General features: G+C 70.4%; 14 protein-coding genes. 10 read left to right on the top strand and 4 right to left on the bottom strand.

Annotation, left to right across the window (positions count from 1 at the left end; all coding sequences use genetic code 11):
- Positions 1–327 precede the first annotated feature (327 nt).
- Positions 328–2997: a glycosyl hydrolase family 8 gene (locus F4560_RS14495; protein WP_184920373.1), complete on the top strand. Its 2670-nt coding sequence runs from the start codon at positions 328–330 to the stop codon at positions 2995–2997.
- Positions 2998–3153: 156 nt separating this feature from the next.
- The gene (locus F4560_RS14500; RefSeq protein WP_184920375.1) at positions 3154–3702 is read left to right on the top strand and encodes a hypothetical protein; all 549 of its coding nucleotides are present in this window, start codon (positions 3154–3156) and stop codon (positions 3700–3702) included.
- A 180-nt stretch (positions 3703–3882) separates the two neighbouring features.
- On the opposite strand, the gene F4560_RS14505 is transcribed toward F4560_RS14500, so the two are convergent.
- Positions 3883–7500, bottom strand: coding sequence for a CHAT domain-containing protein (locus tag F4560_RS14505; RefSeq protein WP_184920376.1), 3618 nt, complete (start codon positions 7498–7500; stop codon positions 3883–3885).
- A 9-nt stretch (positions 7501–7509) separates the two neighbouring features.
- Here F4560_RS14505 and F4560_RS14510 point away from each other — a divergent pair, with 9 nt between their 5' ends.
- Together F4560_RS14510 and F4560_RS14515 are read left to right on the top strand one after the other, a co-directional pair.
- On the top strand, positions 7510–7896 hold the full coding sequence (locus tag F4560_RS14510) for a hypothetical protein (protein WP_184920377.1): 387 nt from the start codon (positions 7510–7512) through the stop codon (positions 7894–7896).
- A gap of 5 nt (positions 7897–7901) precedes the next feature.
- Positions 7902–8801, top strand: a complete 900-nt coding sequence (locus F4560_RS14515; protein WP_184920378.1) for a hypothetical protein — start codon at positions 7902–7904, stop codon at positions 8799–8801.
- A gap of 39 nt (positions 8802–8840) precedes the next feature.
- Here F4560_RS14515 and F4560_RS14520 read toward each other — a convergent pair whose 3' ends face one another.
- The 3 genes from F4560_RS14520 to F4560_RS14530 all read right to left on the bottom strand — a co-directional run bounded on the left by F4560_RS14520 (position 8841) and on the right by F4560_RS14530 (position 12857).
- Complete coding sequence (locus F4560_RS14520) at positions 8841–9041, bottom strand: hypothetical protein (RefSeq protein WP_184920379.1); 201 nt, start codon at positions 9039–9041, stop codon at positions 8841–8843.
- A 543-nt stretch (positions 9042–9584) separates the two neighbouring features.
- On the bottom strand, positions 9585–10925 hold the full coding sequence (locus tag F4560_RS14525; RefSeq protein WP_184920380.1) for a hypothetical protein: 1341 nt from the start codon (positions 10923–10925) through the stop codon (positions 9585–9587).
- 327 nt (positions 10926–11252) lie between these two features.
- On the bottom strand, positions 11253–12857 hold the full coding sequence (locus F4560_RS14530) for a pectate lyase family protein (RefSeq protein ID WP_184920381.1): 1605 nt from the start codon (positions 12855–12857) through the stop codon (positions 11253–11255).
- 1034 nt (positions 12858–13891) lie between these two features.
- Between F4560_RS14530 and F4560_RS14535 the strand changes: the two genes are divergently transcribed.
- From F4560_RS14535 to F4560_RS14560, 6 genes are all read left to right on the top strand, one after another.
- Positions 13892–14062 (top strand): GTP-binding protein, encoded by a 171-nt coding sequence (locus F4560_RS14535; RefSeq protein ID WP_184929746.1) that lies wholly within the window; start codon positions 13892–13894, stop codon positions 14060–14062.
- 203 nt (positions 14063–14265) lie between these two features.
- The gene (locus tag F4560_RS14540; RefSeq protein WP_184920383.1) at positions 14266–15375 is read left to right on the top strand and encodes a FecCD family ABC transporter permease; all 1110 of its coding nucleotides are present in this window, start codon (positions 14266–14268) and stop codon (positions 15373–15375) included.
- Positions 15372–16184: an ABC transporter ATP-binding protein gene (locus tag F4560_RS14545; protein ID WP_184920385.1), complete on the top strand. Its 813-nt coding sequence runs from the start codon at positions 15372–15374 to the stop codon at positions 16182–16184. The genes F4560_RS14540 and F4560_RS14545 overlap by 4 nt, the downstream gene beginning before the upstream one ends.
- Positions 16177–17181 (top strand): ABC transporter substrate-binding protein, encoded by a 1005-nt coding sequence (locus tag F4560_RS14550; protein ID WP_184920387.1) that lies wholly within the window; start codon positions 16177–16179, stop codon positions 17179–17181. The genes F4560_RS14545 and F4560_RS14550 overlap by 8 nt, the downstream gene beginning before the upstream one ends.
- Complete coding sequence (locus F4560_RS14555; protein ID WP_184920389.1) at positions 17178–18842, top strand: ABC transporter ATP-binding protein/permease; 1665 nt, start codon at positions 17178–17180, stop codon at positions 18840–18842. The genes F4560_RS14550 and F4560_RS14555 overlap by 4 nt, the downstream gene beginning before the upstream one ends.
- Entirely contained in the window at positions 18839–20488 is a 1650-nt protein-coding gene (locus F4560_RS14560) for an ABC transporter ATP-binding protein (RefSeq protein WP_184920391.1), read from the top strand. The genes F4560_RS14555 and F4560_RS14560 overlap by 4 nt, the downstream gene beginning before the upstream one ends.
- The last annotated feature ends 36 nt before the right edge of the window (positions 20489–20524 follow it).

A 20524-nucleotide genomic window follows, 5' to 3' on the forward strand; every position in this document is an offset into this window, starting at 1 on the left:
AGGCGTGGCAGCGCAGGGCGCGTGGTGGTCAACCCACCAAGAATCGACGGCGGGCGTAAAGCGGGCAATCCTCCTCGAAGTTTGTACGTATACGTAATTATTCATACCGGCGATCCGGGCCTGTGCAGGACAGACCGAGCGACCAGCGAGGCCAGGGCATCGGAAGCACACTTCGGAGAAGTATGCCAGCGTTTCGCAAACTATTCGAAATAGTTGACCGACTCCGACGCGGCCCCAACAATCCTGGTAGCGAATTGCGTCTCAACAAGCGGCCTGATCCCTACGCCTCGATGCCACGTCTCCTTCCCAGCCGGCCAGGAGGTCCCTGTGACCCACAAATCAGGGCGGGGCTCACTCCTCCGCCTCGTCCTCGCCTCCGCCCTTGTGGCCGCGGTCGCGGTTGCCATGCCGTTGGCCGCGCGGCCTTCCTACGCGGCCACGCTGCTGACCACCGTGCAGGCGGAGTCCATGACCAACGGGGGCGGCTGCACAGCCCTCCAACAGGACCGCGCGGTCTACTACTGCAACAACGACAGCACGTACACCTCGTACGCGTTCAGCCAGGTCGGGCGCTACAGCATCAAGGTCCGAGGTGCGTCCAGCGCTGCCAACGCGGCCGGCATCAGCGTGCTCGTCGGTGGCGCCAAGGTCGCCGGGCTCACGTTCACCGGGACGGCGTTCACCACGCAGTCGGCGATCTTCGACGTCACGTCCGGAGGCTCCAAGGAGATCCGACTCAAGCTGGAGACCGACAACGGCCAGAACGACACCTACGTCGACTACATCGAGGTGCACCACGAAGGTGCGATCCCGCCGCCGCCACCGGCGCCGAACCCGCCGTCGACCGGCGCGTTCGCCAGCGGGGTGTACCGCGACCTGTTCCGGGAGTGGGACCCGTCGCTGACCGACGCGGCCGTCACCGCCAAGCTCAACACCTACTGGGACCACTTCTTCACCAGCACGGACGACGCCAAGCGCCTGTACTACCCGGCCGGCTCCAACGCCAACGGCGCGCTGGCGTACATCAAGGACACCGGCAACAACGACGTGCGCTCCGAAGGCGTCAGCTACGGCATGATGATCGCCGTCCAGATGAACAAGAACGCGGAGTTCAACGCCCTGTGGAACTGGGCGAAGACCTACATGCGGCACAAGACCGGGCCCCGCTCGGGCTACTTCTGCTGGCAGGCCGACTTCAACGGGTCGTGCCGGGACGACAACCCCGCCTCCGACGGCGAGGAGTACTTCGCCACCGCCCTGTTCTTCGCCGGCCACCGCTGGGGCAACGGATCGGGCATCTACGACTACACCACCGAGGCCAACAGCATCCTCAACGACATGCTGCACAAGGAGGACATCAACGGCGGCGTCGTGGACAGCGTCACGAACATGTTCAACCGCAACCAGAAGATGGTCGTGTTCGTGCCGTACGCCACCGCCGCCACGTTCTCCGACCCGTCCTACCACCTGCCCGCGTTCTACGAACTCTGGGCCCGGTGGGCCACCGGATGGAACGGCAACCAGGCCGCGGACCGCCAGTTCTGGCGCGACGCCGCCGCCCGCAGCAGGCAGTTCTTCGCCCAGGCGACGCACTCCACGACCGGTCTCAACCCGGACTACGCCGAGTTCACCGGCGCGCCGAACAACACCGGCAACCACGGCGACTTCCGCTTCGACGCCTGGCGCACCTCGGTCAACTGGGCCGTGGACCACGCCTGGTGGGCCGCCGACGCCAACGCCAAGACCCTCACCGACCGACTGCAGACCTTCTTCGAAGCCCAAGGTGTCAACGCCTACGTCAACCAGTACTCCCTGGCCGGCAAGCCCCTGTCCGCAGAACGCTCCCCCGGCCTCATCGCCTCCAACGGCGCCGCCTCCCTGTCAGCCACCAACGCCCGCGCGTGGAAGTTCGTCGAGGCCCTGTGGAACCTCCAGCCACCCACCGGTCAGTACCGCTACTACGACGGTCTGTTGACCTTCATGGCCATGCTGCACGCCAGTGGCGACTTCCGCATCCACAAGCCGGGCGGTGACGTCGTCGACACCCAGCCGCCGACCGCGCCGGGCAACCTGACGTCCCCGTCCAAGTCGTCCACCAGTGCGACGCTGTCCTGGTTGCCGTCTTCCGACAACGTCGGCGTCACCGGGTACACCGCCTACTCGGGCACCGGCACAACGGGCGCTCCGGGCTGCACCGACGTCACCACCACCACGTGCACAGTCACCGGCCTCTCACCGAACACCACGTATGTCTTCACGATCAAAGCGCGCGACGCCGCCGGCAACACCAGCACGGCCTCCACGAGCCTCTCGGTGACGACCAACCCACCGTCGACCACCGCTCCGGCCGCGCCTTCGAACCTCACCGCCACCGCGTCACCCGGCTCCATCGCCCTGGGCTGGCGCGACAACGCAGGCGACGAGACCGGTTTCCTCGTCGAGCGGAGCGTCGGCAGCGGAACGGGCTGGAGCCGACTCGCGTCAGTGGGCGCCGGCGTCACCGAGTACCACGACAGTTCGGTGACCGCCGGCACGCGGTACACCTACCGCGTGCGAGCCGGCAACCAGGCCGGCGACTCGGGCTGGTCGAACGAGGCGACCGCCACCGCCGTGGGCGCCGGCACCGGCAACCCCTACCAGCAGATCGAAGCCGAGTTGTACGACACCGGCTCCGGAGTCACCGAGGAGTCATCAGACGGCGGAACCGCGGTCACCTTCGCCGGCGCCGGCAGCTACATCGCGTTCAACAACGTGGACTTCGGCACCACAGGGGCGAGCCGCGTGCAGTTCCGCGTGGCCGGCGCTTCCCCCGGGATGAACGTCCAGGTCCGCGTCGGCAGCACCTCCGCCTCACCCGCCTGCACGGTGTACCCGGACGGCAACGGCACCTGGCACGTCAAGTCGAACTCCTGCTACCCGAAGGTGACAGGACTGCGGGACATCTACATCACCGTCACCGCACCCGCCCGGATCAACCACTTCACCTTCGCGTCCTGACCCGGACACACGACGGGCTGCTCGTCCTGCGAGCGGCCCTCCCCATCGGGTGCGCCGGGGTGCGACCACCACAGGTTGCACCCCGGCGCGGCAATCGGTTCCCCGCCTGGAAATCGACCGTTCGTGGGGACTGGTTGACGGTGACCGAAAATTCCGATGTTGCTCGCTGGTGACGAGGTCGCCAGAACGCAGCGCGGCAACAACAACGTCTACTGCCAGGACAACGAGCTGGCGTCGTTCGACTGGTCGCTGACCGAAGCCAACGCCGACCTGCTCGACTTCGTCCGCAACGTGTTCGAGTTCCGGAGGGCCCACCCCGTGCTTCGCGGCGGACACCATCCGGACAGCCTCGACCCGGCCGGCGGCGGCCACCCGGAGATCAGCCGGCACGGGTTGCGGGCATGGCAGCCGGACTGGTCGCCCAGCAGCCGGCTACTCGCCGTGATGTGGTGCGGGCAGCACGCCGAGGGCCGCGGACCGGACTACGTCTACGTCGCGGCGAACGCGCACTGGGATGATCACGAGCTGGAACTGCCCGTTGTGGACGACGGGTGGGCCTGGCACCTGTTCGCGGACACCGCCGGGGAAGAGCCCGGGGCGTTCGTGCCGGGCGCGGAGGTACCGCTGCGTGATCCCCGTTCATATTCGATCAAGCCGCGTTCCGTGGTCGCGTTGGTCGCGCGCCCGGTGAGCGGGACACGGTAGCAAGGCGGTTCCGCCGATGGCAGGACCGCCACAGGTCGCCGACGCGGCCGGGTGCACGAAGATTGTCGGCCGGTCGCAGGAGTGTGGACGCAGGCAGTGGCGCGAGTCCGCCGGAGCAACTCCCGGCCAGTCGGGGTCCGGGTGTGCTCGCCGAAATGTCATCCAAGGTCTGAGCTGCCCTCACGGGCCGCTGTGGACGAGTGACGCCCACAGGTGTGGTCGATCGGGGAGCGCGGCGCGCAGTTCGCACGTGACGGCGTGCAGTGCGTACGGAGCGTGCGCGGCCGAGGACGTGGCCGGCATGAGCGCGTAGAAGCGTTCGGCGGCGGTGGCGGCGGTCCGGTCGTCCAGCGGCCAGAGGCTCGCGATCACGTGCCGGAACCCCGCGAGCTGGAACGCCGACGCCAGGTGGATGGACTCGTTGGCGTGCCTCCAACCGACCTGGCCGGTCGCGCATGCCGAGAGGTACGCCAGTTCCGCGGCGTGCAGTTCGAGGCGGCTGATCCGCGCGATCGGCAGCGGGCCGTCGTGCAGGTGAAGGCACCCTTCGGACGGTGTGCGTGGGTCGGTGCCCGCGTGGCAGGCGAAATGTGCCCAGCTCGCCTCCGGTAGCGCGGCCAGCACCCTGTTCACCGTGACTTGGTCGTCGCTGATCACCGTGCCGGGATGACCGGACTGCGGACTGGTCGCCTCGGCGGCCGTGGCGGGAAGGTCCGGCAGACCCGGGGTGCGCTGCAGCGCCACGGTGAGCTGACGACGCGCCGAGGCCGGTGCTCCTCCGCGTGAGCCGGCGAGCGCGCGCAGTGTGGGCGTGTAGGAGGAGATCACGCGGTCCAGCGCTCCCGGTCCTCCCCGCGGGGCCGCGGCGTGCAGCGGAAGGAGCCCGAGCCGTCCGGTCGGCATCCACCAGACGCGCCGGGTCGGCCGGCCGATCGGAGCGACGACGTCCAGCACCGGTCCCACGGCCGCGTCCCACAGCCACGCGAGCAGGTCCGACACGACCCGTTGGCGACGCAGTTCACCCACGAGTGGGCTCGGATCGTTGATGGCGTCGGACATCTCTGTCGCCCACGACGTGACGTCGGCCGCGGCCAACCGCGGCAGGGGTATGTGGACGGGCTCGGAGGCCGCGATCACGATGGCATCGCCTTGTCCCCACCCGGCGTTGACGAGCACGACGACTTCGCCTGCTGCCGGCCGCAGCTCCTTCCAGGAGGGTGGAAGGAGGAACCGGTCCAGGCCGGGGCGGCTGCGGATGTCGTCCAGCAGGGCGTCGTACTCGGTCCAGAGCCGGGCACGGCGCTCGACGACGTCCGTGCCGAGGTCCAGCGCGTTGAGGTTGTCCCGCACCAGGCGGAACCGCCCAGCCAGCTCGGGGTGCGTCGTGGCGAGGTCGGTCAGGTCCGTCCGGCTGTCCAGCTGCGCGCCGAGCAGGATGCCGCGGCTGTGCTCGGCGACTTCGAGTGCTCCGCCCGGATCACCGAGCGCGCAGTGCGCGCCGATCGCCTCGCCGACGAGTCCGATCCGTCCGCCGAGGCGGTGTTCCTGGTCGGTGTGCGATGTTTCGCGGGAAGCGACCGACGGCAGCAGCCGCACGGCGTTGTCCAGCAGACGGCGCGCGGACTCGGGCTCGCCGAGAGCGCGTGCCAGCCTGCCGACCGCCCATCCCGCCATGATCCGGTCGCCGGGCGGGGCCGCGCGCACCGCGTCGACCTGGCTGATCAACGTGGCGAGCTCGTCGTGGCTCGGCCGGTCAGCACCCGCGTCGAACCGGTTCTGGTACCCGAGCGCGAGACGGTAGAGCCGCGCCGCGCGGTTCGGGTGGTCGTCAGGAGTCGCGGCGAGGGCCAGCCGGGCCGCGGTCACCGCACTGTCCACGTCGAGCAAGGATCTGGTGTGCCGGAACCGGGCCTGGTGAGCGGTACTGAGGGTGGACAGGGATAGGCCACGGCGGGGGTGGCCTTCGGGGGTCGTGCGGACGGCCTGCAGCGCGAGGTCCACGGCCAGGTCCACGTCGTCACCGGCACGCGCCTGTTCGAAGCGTTCCAGGTGAGCCTGGGCGAGGTTGTGCAGGCGCAGGGATCGGTCGGGGTGGTCCTCCGGGGTCGCGTCGACGGCTCGGCGGGTGGTCGCGATCGCACTGTCCACATCGGACAGCGACGAGGCGCGCTTGGCACGCGTCAGGTAGACGTTCCCGAGGTTGGACAGGCAGATGACGAGGCGGGGGTGGTCGTCCGGAGTGGCGGCCACCGCCCGTTCGTAGAACTCGACGGCTCGGTCCAGGTCGGACAGACTGCCGAGGTGGGCGTACCGCTCGTGGTACGCCGACGCGACGTTGTTCAGGCGCAGGGCGCGATCGGGATGGTCGACCGGCGTGAGCGCGACCGCCTCCCGACCGCACTCGACGGCCCGGTCGAGATCCGCTACGCGCCCGGTGCGCCCGTACCGCGCCTCGTGGGCCATCCCGAGGCCGGACAGGCGCTGCGCGCGGTCCGGGTGGTCGGCCGGGGTGAGCGCCACCGCCCGTTGCTTGCGGACGACGGCCAGCTCGAGATCGGCGAGGTCACCGGTGCACTCGTACCGGTAGTGGTGTGCCATACCGAGATTGGCCAGGAAGGCCGGCAGGCCGGGGTGCTCGTCCCGCGTGACGGCGATCGCCCGCCGGCCGGTCTCGATCGCGCGGTCGACGTCGGCGACGTCGCCGGTGTGCTCGTGCCGCTCGGTGTAGGCGCTGGTGAGGTTGGCCAGCCGGATGCCCTGCTCCGGGTGGCCGTCCGGGGTGGCGGCGACCGCGCGCTCGTTCAGCTCGACGGCGAGGTCGAGGTCGGCGAGGTGCCCGGTGCGCTCGAACCTGGTCTGGTAGCTGATCCCGAGGTTGGAGAGCCAAGTCGCGGTACGAGGGGAGTCGCCCGCCAGCGCGACCGCGCGTTGCCCGGCGTCGATCGCCCGATCGAGGTCGGACAGTCGTCCGGTGCGGTCGAACCTCGTCCGATAGGTCGTCCCAAGGTTGGACAGGCGCATGGCGAGACCGGCCTGCCGGTCCGGGGTGGCGACCAGCGCACGCTCGTGGTGCTCTATCGCCTGGTCGAGGTCGGTGAGGTCGCCGGTGCGCTCGTAGCGGGAGTGCAGGGTCGTCCCGAGGGTGCTCAGGAAGTACGACAGGTTGGGATTGCCGGGGTCCGCGGCGATCGCCTGCCGCGCGGCGTCTACGGCCTGATCGAGGTCGGTGAGGTCACCGGTGTGCTCGTAGCGGGAGTGCAGGGCCGCTCCCAGGTTGCCGAGGAACAGTGCCCGGTTCGGGTCGTTGTCACCCGTGGCGATCGCTTGGTGCAGGGCCTTGATGGCCTGGTCGAGGTCGGCGTGGTCGCCGACGATCCCGAACCGGGTCCAGCGCGCCGCGCCGAGGTTGCCGAGGTAGGTGCTGTGGAGCGTGATGGCCACCGCGCGGGTGAAGTGGTCGATCGCCCGGTCGAGGTCCGCCGCCTGCCCGGTCATCTCGAACCTCGACAGGTAGGTCGTGCCCAGGTTGCACCGGAAGAGCGCGTGGTTCGGCCCGACAGGGGCCGCCACGCCGTGTTCGAGGTGCACGATCGCCTGGTCGAGGTCCGCGACCTGGCCGGTGAACCCGAACCTGGTCAGGTGGTACGTGCCCACGTTCGACACGAAGGTCACCCGATCAGGGTGGTCGACGCCCGCTGCGGCTATCGCCCGCAACCCGAGGTCGATCGCCTGGTCCACCTCGTCGAGCCGCCCGGTCTGTTGCGCGCGAGTCCAGATCGCGAGCGCGTTTTCGGACAATGAGGTCGCATGATCGGATCCCGCAGCCACGATGTGACAGTATCTGCCGCCGTGGACGTGGAACGGGCGGCTTTGACAAGCCTATGCAAAGAGTTCGACGCGCTGCGGGACGAGGCGCGGCGGCACTCCGTCGAACGCGAGCGACTGCTCGACCAGATCCTGGTGGAGGCCAGAGCCCGGCGGCCCGTGCTCGGCCTGCTCGGCCGCCTGCTCGGCACCGACGGTGACACCACGTTGCGCGCGTTGGGCGGCGGGTTGCCTGGAGGCGGGCCCGGCCGTGCGAGCGGAGAGCGGTTCAGCTGCCCTGACGGTTCCTGCGACCGGACCGACGTGCCGCCTCCGGCGGGTGCCCTGCCGCGATGCCGGGTGACCGGTCAGCTCATGCGGCAGGCATAGCCGCGATGGGTGGATTCTTCCAGGAGCTGGCCAAGGTGCTTGCCCAGCGGTGGCTCAGCCTGCTCGCCATCCCGGGCGCCTTCTTCATCGCGGTCGCCTGGCTGGCCGTCACCCTCGGGCATGCGAAGGCATGGGACCACACGCTGCTGTCTCAGCGCGCCACGGCCGTGGCCACCACGGTCACGAAACTGCCCGCCGGCGCCCAAGTGCTCCTCGCCGTGGCGTTCCTGGTGGCTCCCGCCGGCGTCGGTTTCGCCGTCCAGGCACTCGCCGGCGTGACGCGGCGGCTGTGGCTCGGGCAGTGGCCGAGACAGCTCGCGGCCCTGCCGGTCCGTCGCCGGCGTGCACGGTGGCATCGGCTGGTGGCGAAGCGCAGGCGCCTCGAAGAGGAGAGCCGTGAGCCGCGCACAGCGCGGGAACAGGACCTGATCGACGCGGCCGCCGACCGGGTGAACCGGATGGCCATGGCCGAGCCGGGCAGACCGACCTGGATGGGCGATCGCATCCACGCCGTCGAGTCGGTCGCGCTGCACCGCAGCGGACTCGACCTCACCTTCGGGTGGCCGCGGTTGTGGCTGCTCCTGCCGGAGACCACCCGGACCGAGCTCGGCAACGCGCACGCGGCTTTCGCGGCCGCGGTCGCCACCGGCACCTGGGCGTTGCCGTACCTGGCGCTCGGCGCGTTCTGGTGGCCTGCCGCGGTGATCGCCGTCCTCGTCGGGCTGACCGGCTGGGCGCGTGCCCGTGCCGCGATCACCGACCTGTCCTCGCTCGCCGAAGCCGCCGTCGACCTGCACGGACGTGAGCTCGCGGCCGCACTCGGCGTGGTCGATCCCGAAGGCACGGGTCCGCTCACGGTCGACGACGGCGAGCGGACGACGGCTCTTATGCGCAAAGGCCGGTAGGACTTCACCCGTGAGCGGATACTGCCGAGTCCTTGACGTCTACGGGCCGACACGACCATGGCCGGCCGGAAGCGCGGCGATAGCGTCACGGACCGGGTGGTGCTGTACCAGGGTCAGGCGAATCGGGGACTTCGTCAACTCGTTGCGGTGCCGGATGACGATCTGAAAGAACGCTGAATCGTCGACGGAGTCGATCTCGTGGTCCACGACCGTGTGCTCGGCGAGGACGGTCTCGATCACGACGCGGTCCTTGTACACCGCGACGTGCAAGTTCGGATACTGGAAACGCACCCAGCCGATCCAGCCGGTGCACTCGTCCTCGGCGACAGGTGCGGCAGCGGGTCGTGGAACCTCCCCCACAGGCCGCCCTCGCCCACGAGCGCCGGAAGAAGCCATCGGCACGTCGCGTACAGCAATGTGCCCAGCACCAAGACGAAGCCTATGTCACCGGGCAGTCCGGTCAGCCCGAAAGCGACGCACGCACCGAGGATCCCGGCGGCGGGCACCAGGAAATCGGCTATTCGCCAAGCAAGTCTGCTCATGCATCCCCCATAGCAGTACGCTCTGACACAGCGAGCGCTTTCCTGGTTGCGACTATTACGCGGTGCCACGGACTGACACCCGACCGGCACGGGCGGCGATGCACCATCTCCGGCACGTCGCTGCCCGGTCGGTGAGAACGCCATCCTCCTGGCTGCACCCGGTACTCCGTGGCACCGAGTACTGCTACGCGGTGCCACGGAGTAGTGAGTGTCAGCGCGGCTACAGTGCGGCCGGCGGTGGTTACTCCCAGCGGTGCCACTGGGCGGTGGCGTCGGACTGGTAGAGCACGACGTTGGAGTCGTTCTGAACGACCAGGCGGTCGCAAGTGGTGTTCCAGGTGTTGGTGTGCCACTTGGCCACGCCGGCCGGGGTGTAGAGGACGAAGTTGCCGTCGTGTTGGAGGACCGCGCGCGTCGCGCCGGAGCCATTGGTGCGGGTGTGCCACAGCGCCTCGCCGGTCGCGGCGTAGAGCACCAGGTTGCCGTCCGACTGCATGATCAGCCGGAACCTGCCGTCCCGCGAGGTCCGGTACTGGCCGACGGCCAGGCTCTCGCCGCGCACCACCCGGTCGCTGCCGCGCGCGGGTGCGCCGGTCGTGTCGTGGACCGTGATGTACTGGCCCGCGTCATGGATCAGGTAGAACTCCGTGCCGTCCGGCGTGAAGGCCACGTGCGACGGGTACCGGTCGACCGGTTCGGTGGAGGCGATCGTGTTGGTGGCCACGTCGATCGCCAGCAGGGTGTGCTCGTGGTGGCTGGTGACGAAGACCTGGCGACCGTTCGGTGCGGCGGCCAGACCCCTGGGCGACCCGGCCACGTCGATGGTGGCTCCGACGTAGTAGCCCTCCGTGGCGATCATGTACACCTTGTTGGCCATGTAGCTGGTGGCGTACACACGTAGGCCGTCCGGCATGACTGCGATCCGACTGGGGGTGGTGGGCAGCGGCACGGTGGCGATCACGCGGTCGGTCGCGGTGCTGAGCACCACGATGCTACTGCTCTGGTAGTCCGTGAGGTACGCGCGGGAGCCGTCGCGCGTGACTTTCACGTCCGTCAAGGTGCCGTAGCCGATATCGACCGCGCGGGGGACATTGGTCGCGGTGTCGATCACCGACAGGTAGTTGGCGCCGGCGACGTAGGCCTTCTTCCCGTCCGGGGTGACGGCGACGGCGTTCGGGCTGATCAGCGGTAGCACCGAGATCCTGGTGACCGCCCTGGTCGCGGTGTCGATCGCCAGCACCGAGCCCTTGTCGGTGTTGAGGTCGCCGTGATCGGTGACGTAGGCGGTACGGCTGTCCGGGGTGAACGCGATGCGGCCGACCCTCGCGCCGACGTCGATGACGCCGCTGACCGTCCTGCTCGCGGTGTCGATGACCGTCACCCTGCGGTCCTCCGCGCTGGTGGCGTACGCGAAGGCCCCGTTCGGGCTGACTTCGACCGCGACCGGGTACCTCCCGGCGCCGATGTACGCCGGTCGGTCGGCGGCCACCGCCACGGCCGGCACCGACGCGACCAGAGCCGCGACCGCGAGCAGGCCGACTGCCGCCGATCTCGACCGGATTCTTCGTGTGTGACCCTGCATGGCGCACTTCCCCTCTTGACCCATTCTTGGCACGCAACCGCAGTCGTCGACGACGCGCGCCGCTGCGCCCTGATTTGCCCGGATCTTGCCAGACGGGCATGCCCGCCCGGGGGGAATCGTGCTACTGGGCAACGGCAGGCCCGGGTGCGATGGTTCGGTCGCCGTAGTGCTTCCATCCACTGTGGACTGTCAAAGCCGGCCGTGTCCGGTTGACTGGTACCCCACAGGCGCCCGTGACCCGGTGCCGGAGCTGCGCTCGGGCCTTCACGTCGAGACGGCGGCTACCGGGCCGGTGTGGCTCGGTAGCCGCCGTGCGAAGCGCTGCTGTTAGCAGCTGCCGTTCGACTCCTTCATGCCGGTGTTGGCGCCTGCGGTCTGGGCGACGATGGCCGGCACGCAGGAGGCCTGGTCGAGCGTGAAGCTGTAGGGGATGTTGACGGTGGTGGTGGACTTGACGTCCGGTCCGGCGGGCTTGTTCTCGCTGCCGGGGGCGGACCAGGTGACGTTGTCGAAGATGTTGCCGCTGACCTGCCAGTAGCCGGCCATGTCGGTGTAGAACGTGCCGAGGACGTCGCGGGAGTTCTTGAAGTAGTTGTTGTCGACCTTGGCCTTGGCGCCGGCCCGGGAGTTGATGCCGGACTCGTTGAGGCTCACGTAGTGGTTGTTGTACATGTGGCCGACGCCGCCGCGCAGCAGGGGCGCCCGGGAGTCGATGTTCTCGTACAGGTTGTGGTGGTAGGTGACGAACCCGTTGGAGAGGTCGCTCTCGCTGGACCCGACCAGCCCGCCGCGGCCGGAGTTGCGCAGGGTGCTGTAGGACAGGGTCACGTACTGGGTGTTGTTCTTCATGTCGAACAGGCCGTCGTAGCCTTCGGACTCGCCGCCCGACGCGAGCAGGGTGGTGTGGTCGACCCAGACGTTGCGGACGTTGCTCTCCATGCCGATGGCGTCACCGCCGTTGGACGTGGGAGAACCGGACTTCTTCACGTTCCGGACCGTCACGTTCCGGATGATGATGTTGCGCGAGTCGCGGATGTGGATGCCCAGTTGGTCGAAGACCGCTCCGCTGCCGACGCCGATGATCGTGACGTTGCTGATCTGCTTGAGTTCGATCACGCCCGAGGCGGTCGAGCAGCTGCCGCCCGACACCTGACTGGTGTTGCCGTGGTTGATCGTGCCCTCGACCTCGATGATGATCGGGGTGGAGCTGCTGGCCCGGCCGCACAGGGCCGCGTGGATCTGCGTTCCCGTGGTGGCCCGGACCTTCGCCCCGCCCTGACCGCCGGTGGTCCCGCCGTTCTGGGTCGCGAAGCCGGTCGCGGCACCCGTGGGCGGCGGGTTCGACGTCGTGGTGGTGGTCGTGGTCGACGTCGTCGTGCTGGTGGACGTCGAGGTGGAAGTGGAGGTCGACGTCGAGGTCGGCCCTCCGCTCGTCGGGGTCAACGTCCACTGCTTGGTGGCCACGCTGTCGCAGGAGTTGGTCTGCACCAACGCGCCGACGGAGGTGGAGCTGTCCTTGATGTTCATGCACTTGGTGCTGTTGGTGTCGACCAGGCGGTAGTTGCTGCCGCTCGCGGTCGCGGTCCAGATCTGGCCGGGGCCGTCGGTGCACGCGACCTGCTGGATCGCCTTGCCCGCCGATGTGGACGCGTCCTGCACGCCGACGCACAGGCCCGTGGCGACCGAGCTGATCCGGTAGCCGCCGCTGACCGCGGTGAGCTTCCACTGCTGGCTGCTGTCGGTGCCGCACGACGCCTGCTGGAGCTGGACGCCGGCGCTCGCGGTCCCGTTGGGCACGTTGAGACAGTGCCCGGTGCCGACATTCTTCACGGTGTACGTGCCCGCGCCGATCGCCGCCGAAGCGGTCGTGATCGGCCAGACGACGAGCGTGGCGGCCAGCGCCGTGGCGCCCGCCGCCGCTGCCAGGCCCACGCGCCATCGCGCACCGCGCCGCTGTGCGGCCCGCGTGGCGGCCCGTGTGGTGGGAGGTTGAACATTCATCGACTTCTCCGCTTCTGACTTACCCGGACGCCGGAACTGGCGGTGGCGTTCACGCTGGGCGGAACCCGCTGTGGAGAAATCCACCGGCACGCGTCGGCCAATGCCACGCGTCCAAGGTGCTTCCTCACGTCGTTGTGGGAAACCGCTTTCCCATCGAATGCTAGATAGTCCGGAAGTGGCTGGTCAATAACGGTTTTCGCAGGCGGCGGTCGGTAAGTGTCGAATACGATCGAACGCCCAGGTCACGGGTGGTTGAACTGATCAGCTGCCAGCTGCGGGATCAATGCGGCCGGTCATACTTGTGAACAGAATCGACGGGTGCCGATCACACTTGTGAACAATGGGGCGACGGTGGTCGCATTCAGCCCGGCGGTGGCCTCCGAGAGCCAGTCCGGACCATGCCCGCGAAACCGGAAGTACACCCGCAGCGGTTGAGCAGAAGCGTGCTGGGCGGGTGGAGTTCGCCGTGTTCGCGCTGTCGTCGGCGGACGGGTTGGACGAGGGGTTCGTTCTGCCGTCTGGAGGCTGCCTTCCGTTGCCGCCTGTGGTGATCGAGGGGCGCGAGGCGCAGTGGCTCGTGTCGCCGACTGAGTGTGACGGGCTGATGACCGGGCCTGAGCCGGCAGGGCTGTTGACCTTGGAGACATCAACCGGCGTTGACGCGCCAGACCGGTCCGCTAGGGCCGGGGCGAAAGACTCGCGGGAAACCATCCGGAGCAACTGCACCCAGACCGTCGACGACTTCAATCGGATGGGCGTCGAGACCGTGGTCAACCGAGTGCCCAGCAGGGAAGCACTGGTGCGCCACTGGGGGGATCCGGGCCTGGCGGTGCCGGCCACCGGTCTCACCAGCATGCTCATGCACATCCTGGCCGACAAGCCGGAAGAGGGCTCCTCTTTCCTCCCCCAGTGGCTCGCGATCACCCTGGTTGCCATTGCCGGGCTCGGCCTGTTCGGCAACGTCGTTGTCGTTACACCTGTTCGGCCTCGGTGTGGCCGGCGAGCTGCTCGACGGCCACACCGCGCGGCAGGAATTGGTGTTCATCGGCGTCGACCTGGACCGCGACGAACCCCGCCGCCGCCTCGACCCCGCCCTGCTCGCCGACGCCGAACTGGCGATCGGTCCGACCGCGTGACGGCGGTTCCACGACCCGCTGCCCGCGTGGGACGACCTCGAAGCGCACCTGAACGAACACCTCTCCCCCGCTCCGCGCAGGCCGGTGGGGCGGCAGTGACGACGGGGCACGCACACGAGCATGACTCACATCACCGTTGATAACGGTTATCAGATGCAGTTACGCTCTCGCCGCCCCTTGCCCCCAGAGTGATCGGCTTCGTCATGGCTGTTCGTCCGCGGTCGTCCGCGTCGGTCGACCGCGACCGGCGGGCGTCCGTTCGCCGGTCGCGGACCGTTCAGCGGGTGGCGGTCGCGGCCCTCGGCCTCGCGATCCTGGTGCTGGTGATCGCCTCCGGCTCGATCGGAACGGTCGAGGTCGGGCTCGTGGACACGGCGCGGATCGTGGTCGGGCACCTGGTGCCGGGTATGCCGTGGATGTCGGACGGCAGCCTGACAGTGCTGCAGGACCAGGCGGTGTGGCAGTTCCGGCTGCCCCGTGCCCTGCTGGCCGGGCTGGCGGGCGCCGGGTTGGCGCTGGCCGGCGCGATCATGCAGGTGATCGTGCGCAACCCGCTGGCCGAGCCGTACCTGCTCGGTGTGTCGTCGGGCGCGGGAGTCGGCGCGGTGCTGGTCATCACCCTCGGCTCGGCGGCCGTCGGTGGCCTCCCGCTCGGCGTGGCGGCGTTCGCCGGGGCGTTGGTGGCCAGTGCGTGCGTCGCGCTCATGGCCCAGCGCGGGGGCGTGCTGTCGCCGACCAGGATGATCCTGTCGGGTGTCGCCCTGGGTTCGCTGTTCAGCGCGGTGACGAGCTACCTGACGTTGACGACCGAGGCGCAGAACGTGTTCAGCGTCCTGTTCTTCCTACTGGGCAGCGTATCCGCCGCGTCCATGGGTTCACTGGTGGTTCCCGCGGTGGCGTTCGTGGTGGCGTGTGTCGTCGTCGGCCTGCGAACGCGGGCGATGAACGCGCTGCTGACCGGTGACGAGTCCGCGACTGCGTTGGGTGTGGACGTGAACCGGCTGCGGGCCGTCCTGCTGGTGACCGCGGCGCTGCTGACCGGGTCGGTGGTGTCGGTGAGCGGGGGGATCGGCTTCGTGGGCCTGGTGATCCCGCACGTGGCGCGCATCCTCGTGGGCGCGGACCACCGGCGGATGCTGCCGGTCGCGGTGCTCGGCGGCGCGGCGTTCCTGATGCTCGCGGACCTGTTGTCGCGCACGGTGGCGACGCCCGCAGAGGTGCCGATCGGCATCCTCACCGCGGTGGTGGGCGCGCCGTTCTTCCTGTGGCTGATGCGCCGTGACACGGGCGCGCGGGCGGGACTGGACCGATGAGGGTGCGCTTCGACCGCGTCAGCGCCACCCTGGGTGGCCGCGACGTGCTGCACGACGTGGACCTGGAGGTCCGCTCGGGCCGGTTCCTCGGGTTGGTCGGCCCCAACGGCAGCGGCAAGTCGACGCTGCTGCGCACGCTCTACCGCGCCGTCGCGCCGTCGTCGGGCCGGGTGCTGCTGGACGAGCAGGACGTGTGGCGCGTCGACCGGCGCACCGTCGCCCGGTCGGTGGCGGTCATGACCCAGGAGACGCCGACCGAGTTCGACCTCACCGTCCTGGACGCGGTGCTGCTCGCCAGGGTGCCGTTCCAGCGCGGCTTCGGCCGTGACACCGACGCCGACCTCGACCTGGCGTGGAGTGCGTTGGAGCGGGTGGGCGCGGCCGACGTCGCGGACCGGCTCGTCGGCCGGCTGTCCGGCGGGCAGCGGCAGCGGGTGATGCTGGCCCGCGCCCTCGCCGCGGACGCGCCGGTCCTCGTGCTCGACGAGCCGACCAACCACCTGGACATCGCCTTCCAGCTGGAACTGATGCGGATCGCGACCGACCTGGACCGCACGATCATCGCGGCGCTGCACGACCTCAACCTCGCCGCCACGCACTGCGACGAGATCGCGGTGCTGCGCGGAGGACGGCTCGTCGCGGCGGGCACACCGGCCGAAGCCCTCGCGCCACACGTGGTCGAAGACGTGTTCCGGGTCGGTGTCGACCAGCTCACGCATCCGCGCACCGGCCGTCCCGTCCTGGTCTTCGACCACCCGCGGCCGACCGGTCCAGGTCCAACCGAACACAGAGATGAGATCCATGCGTAGCACCCTGTCCCTGGTCGCGTCGTTCGTCAGCGTCACGCTGGTGGTCGCCGGCTGCGGTACCCCGGTCACCCCCGCCGGCACCCCGACGAGCGGCGCCGGCGGTGCGGTCACGATCAGCAACTGCGGTCGGGACGTCACCGTCGACGGCGTGCCGAGCGCGGCGGTCGGGTTGAGCCCGTCGCAGACCGAACTGCTGCTGCGACTCGGCCTGGCGGACTCGCTCGTCGGGCAGGCCCAGACCGCCACCGCGCCGCTGTCGGACGACGTGGCCGGTCTGGCCGCCGACGTCCCGGTGTTGAGCGAGTCCGGGCCGCCGAGCCGGGAGCAGCTGCTGAACGCGAAGCCGGGCTTCGTGTTCTCCCCGACGATGTACGAGTTCAACGCCGAGCAGGGCTTCGCGAGCCTGGAGCAGTTGCAGCAGGCAGGGGTGGCCGCCTACGTCGCCACCGGCGGGTGCGCGGAGCGGCGCATGAGCGGCACGGTCGAGGACGTCTTCACCGACCTGGAGAACCTCGGCAAGGTCTTCGCCGCGTCGGACAAGGCCGCGCCGCTGATCGAGAAGGGCAAGGCCGACCTGGCCGCGGTGGACACGGCGCTCGCGGGTCGCGCGAAGCCGACCGTCGCCCAGGTGTACCTGGAAGGCACGACCGTGACGGCGATCGGGGCCGGGATCGAGTACGACATCATCCGCCGGTCGGGTGGCGACAACGTGTTCTCGCCGCAGGACCCGCAGTTCGCGAAGTTCTTCGCCGCGCAGATCACCCCGGAGGCGTTGGCCGCCGCCGACCCCGACGCGCTGGTGTTCGCGGTCAACTCCCCCGAGCACGAGCGGACGACCGCCGACTTCCTGAAGCGCACGTTCCCCGACATGACGGCGGTGCGCGAGCAGCGGCTGATCGCGATCGACGCCGCCGACACCTACCCCGGCACCCTGGGGAACGTGGCCGTGGTGCGGGAGATCGCGGAGCGGCTGCACCCGGACGCCTTCACGTCGTGATCCACCGCAGGCTCTTGCGGCTGGCGGGTGTCGTCGCCGGACCGGTCGTGCTCCTGGCGTTGTTGTCGACGCTGGTGTCCGCCTCCCACGTCACCGCCGCCGTGCTGACGGCCGCCGTGCTCGCCGACCTCGTCAGCGGGGACGGGGCCGCCGCGGTGCCGTCGATCGCGGCGCTGGTCGGCGTCGTCGCGGTGCGCGCGGCGCTGCTGTGGCTGCGGGAAGTCGCGGCGGCCAGGTTCGGCATCGCCATCCGGACCCGGTTGCGCGGTGAGCTGTTGCGACGCATCACCGCGCTGGGGCCGGCGTGGGCGCAAGGAGAGCGGTCCGGCGCGATCACCCACACAGTCGTGGACGGTGTGGAGGCCCTGGACGCCTACTACAGCCGCTACCTGCCCCAACTGCTGGTGACCTGTCTGGTGCCCGCCGCCGTGACGGGGTGGCTGTTCACCGTCTCCGCCCCGGCCACGGCGGTTCTCGCCGCGGCGGTCCTGTGCGCCGTGGTGGTACCCCGGTTCTGGGACGCCCGGCTGCTCAGGACGGGCCGGACCCGGTGGCGTGCCTACGAGAAGCTCGCGGCGGACTACCTGGAGGCGACCCAGGCGATCGGCGTCCTTCGGGTGTTCGGCGCGGGCCGGCGGACCGGGGACGCGCTCGCCGAACGCGGCGAGCACCTGCACCTCACCACGATGACCCAGCTGCGCGTCTCGCTCGTGGAGTCCGCCGTCAGCTCGCTCGCCCTGCACCTGGGCACCGCCGCCACCATCGTCGTCGCCTGCGCCGGGGTCCTGGGCGGCACGGCGCCCGCCGGATCGACGCTGGTGTTCCTGCTGTGCGCCAGGGAGTGCTTCCGACCCGTGCTCGACCTGTCCGCCCACTGGCACCTCGGCTACCAAGGGCTCGGCGCGGTGGAGGGCATCGACGAGATCCTGACGGCCCGCCCGGTCGTCGCGGACACCGGAACGCGCACCGAACCCGCGCGTCCGGGGGCGGGCCTGCGGCTGCGACAGGTCTGCTACCGCTACCCGAACGGGGCAGGTGTCACCGAAATCGGGTTCGACTGCACGCCCGGCGCCACCACCGGGATCGTGGGCCCGTCGGGTGCGGGCAAGAGCACGCTCGCCCGGCTCATCGTCCGGCACGCCGACCCGCAGGAGGGAACGATCGAACTCGACGGGACGCCGATCACCGACTACACCCTCGCCGCCCTGCGCGCGAGCATCGGCGTCGTCGGCCAGCACACCTACCTCTTCCACGGCACCGTCGAGGAGAACCTGCGCCTCGCCCGCCCCGACGCCACACCGGAGGAAGTCCGCGCCGCCGCCCACGTCGCCGACGCGCTCGACTTCGTCCAGGCGCTGCCCGAGGGCTTCGACACCGTGCTCACCGAGAACGGCATCCGGCTCTCCGGCGGACAGCGGCAACGGCTCGCCATCGCCAGGGCCGTGCTCGCCGCGACACCCGTGCTGCTGCTGGACGAGGCGACCTCCGCCTTGGACGTCGACACGGAGCGCCGCGTCCTGACCCGGCTCGCCGAACACTGCCCGGGCACCACCCGCATCGTCATCGCGCACCGCGAGAGCGCCCTGCGCGACGCCGACACGATCGTCACGATCGACTCCGGCCGCGTCGCCGCCGTCGTCTCCGCGGCGGCGCACCGGTGAAGGGCCCGCTGCGACGCCTGCTGCCCGTCATCGCCGAGCAGCGGTCCACGTTCGGCTGGACCATCGCGGCCAACGCCGTGGCCCAGGTCGGCGCGCTGACGGCGGCGGTGGTCGGCACGTGGCTCGCGGGCCGGACCGCCGCGACCGGCGACGCGCCACTGGTGCCCGCGGCCATCGTCCTGTGCGGCGTCGCGGTGCTCACCGCCGCGATGACCTGGCGCGAGTCGTGGGTCTCGCACGACCTGGCCTACCGGTTGATCACCACCCTGCGCGCCCGCGTGTTCGACCGCCTCCGGGTGAGCCTGCCCGACCGCCGCACGCCCCGCCGCAGCGGCGACCTGGCCTCCGTGGCGTTCGCCGACGTCGACCGGCTCGAATGGCTGTACGCCCACACCGCGGCCCAGGCGCTCACGTCCCTCGTGCTGGTAGCCGCGACCACGACGCTGTCGCTGCTCGTCACGCCGTGGCTGTTGCTGGTGTGGGCGCCGTTCGTCGTGGTGGTCGCGGCGTTGCCCTGGCTGTTCGGCCGGGTCGCCGCCCGGCAGGGTGCCGAGCTGACCGAGGCCGCCGCCACGCTCAACGCCGAGCTCGTCGACACCGTCCGCGGCCTCGACGAGCTCAGCGCCGCCGGCGCCCTGGACCGCCGCACCGCCGCGCTCGACCGGCACACCGGCGTGCTGACCGCCGTACAGGCGCGGATCGGCTCCCGGACCGGAGTCGAACGCGCGATCACCGACGCGGCACTGTCGCTCAGCGCGATCGGCGCCCTCGCGGTCTGCGCGGTCAACCTCGACGCGGTCGGCCGCGCGCTCGCGCCGGTCGCCCTGGTCCTGGCCACGGCGGCGCTCGGCCCCATCTCGCAGATCTCCGACCTGCTGCGCAACCTCGGCACCCTGCGCGCCGCCGGCACCCGCATCGTCGACGTCCTCGACCGCACACCCGCGGTCCGCGAAACCGCCGCACCCCGACGGCTACCGCCGCGCGACCTGGCAACCGGCCTGGTGTTCGACCGCGTGACGTTCCGCTACGGCGACGGCCCGCCCGTGCTGCGCGAGGTGTCCTTCACCGTCCGCCCCGGCGAACGGGTCGCCCTCACCGGCCCGTCCGGCGTCGGCAAGACGACCTGCGCGCTGCTGGCCACCCGGATGTGGGACCCCGACGACGGCCGCATCACCCTCGACGGCGTCGACCTCACCGACCTGGCGGACGACGACCTGCGCGGTGCGATCAGCGCCGTTCCGCAGGACCCGGGGCTGCTCGCCGGCACGATCGCCACCAACATCAGGCTCGGCCGCCCCGACGCGGACGACCACGACGTCGAGCACGCGGCACGCAGGGCCGGGATCCTCGACCCGCGCGCCGGGCTCCCCGGCGGACTCGACACCCTCGTCGGCGAGGCAGGCGCGGGCCTGTCGGGTGGTCAGCGGGCGCGGGTGGCCGTCGCCCGAGCGCTGCTGGTCGACCCCCGCGTCCTCATCCTGGACGAGGCGACCGCCAACCTCGACCCCGACGCCGACGCGGCCATCACGGCCGCGCTCACCTCGGCGGGCGACAACGTCGGTGTCCTGGTCATCGCCCACCGTCCCGCCACCCTCGCCCGCTGCGATCGGATCGTCGACCTGCGGGAGGCACAGCGAACGAGGTGACCCGCCGCGGCCGCGGTCAACCGGCCACGCGCGGCG

This window comes from Saccharothrix ecbatanensis (genome assembly GCF_014205015.1).
In the GTDB taxonomy this organism is placed as follows: Bacteria; Actinomycetota; Actinomycetes; order Mycobacteriales; family Pseudonocardiaceae; genus Actinosynnema; species Actinosynnema ecbatanense.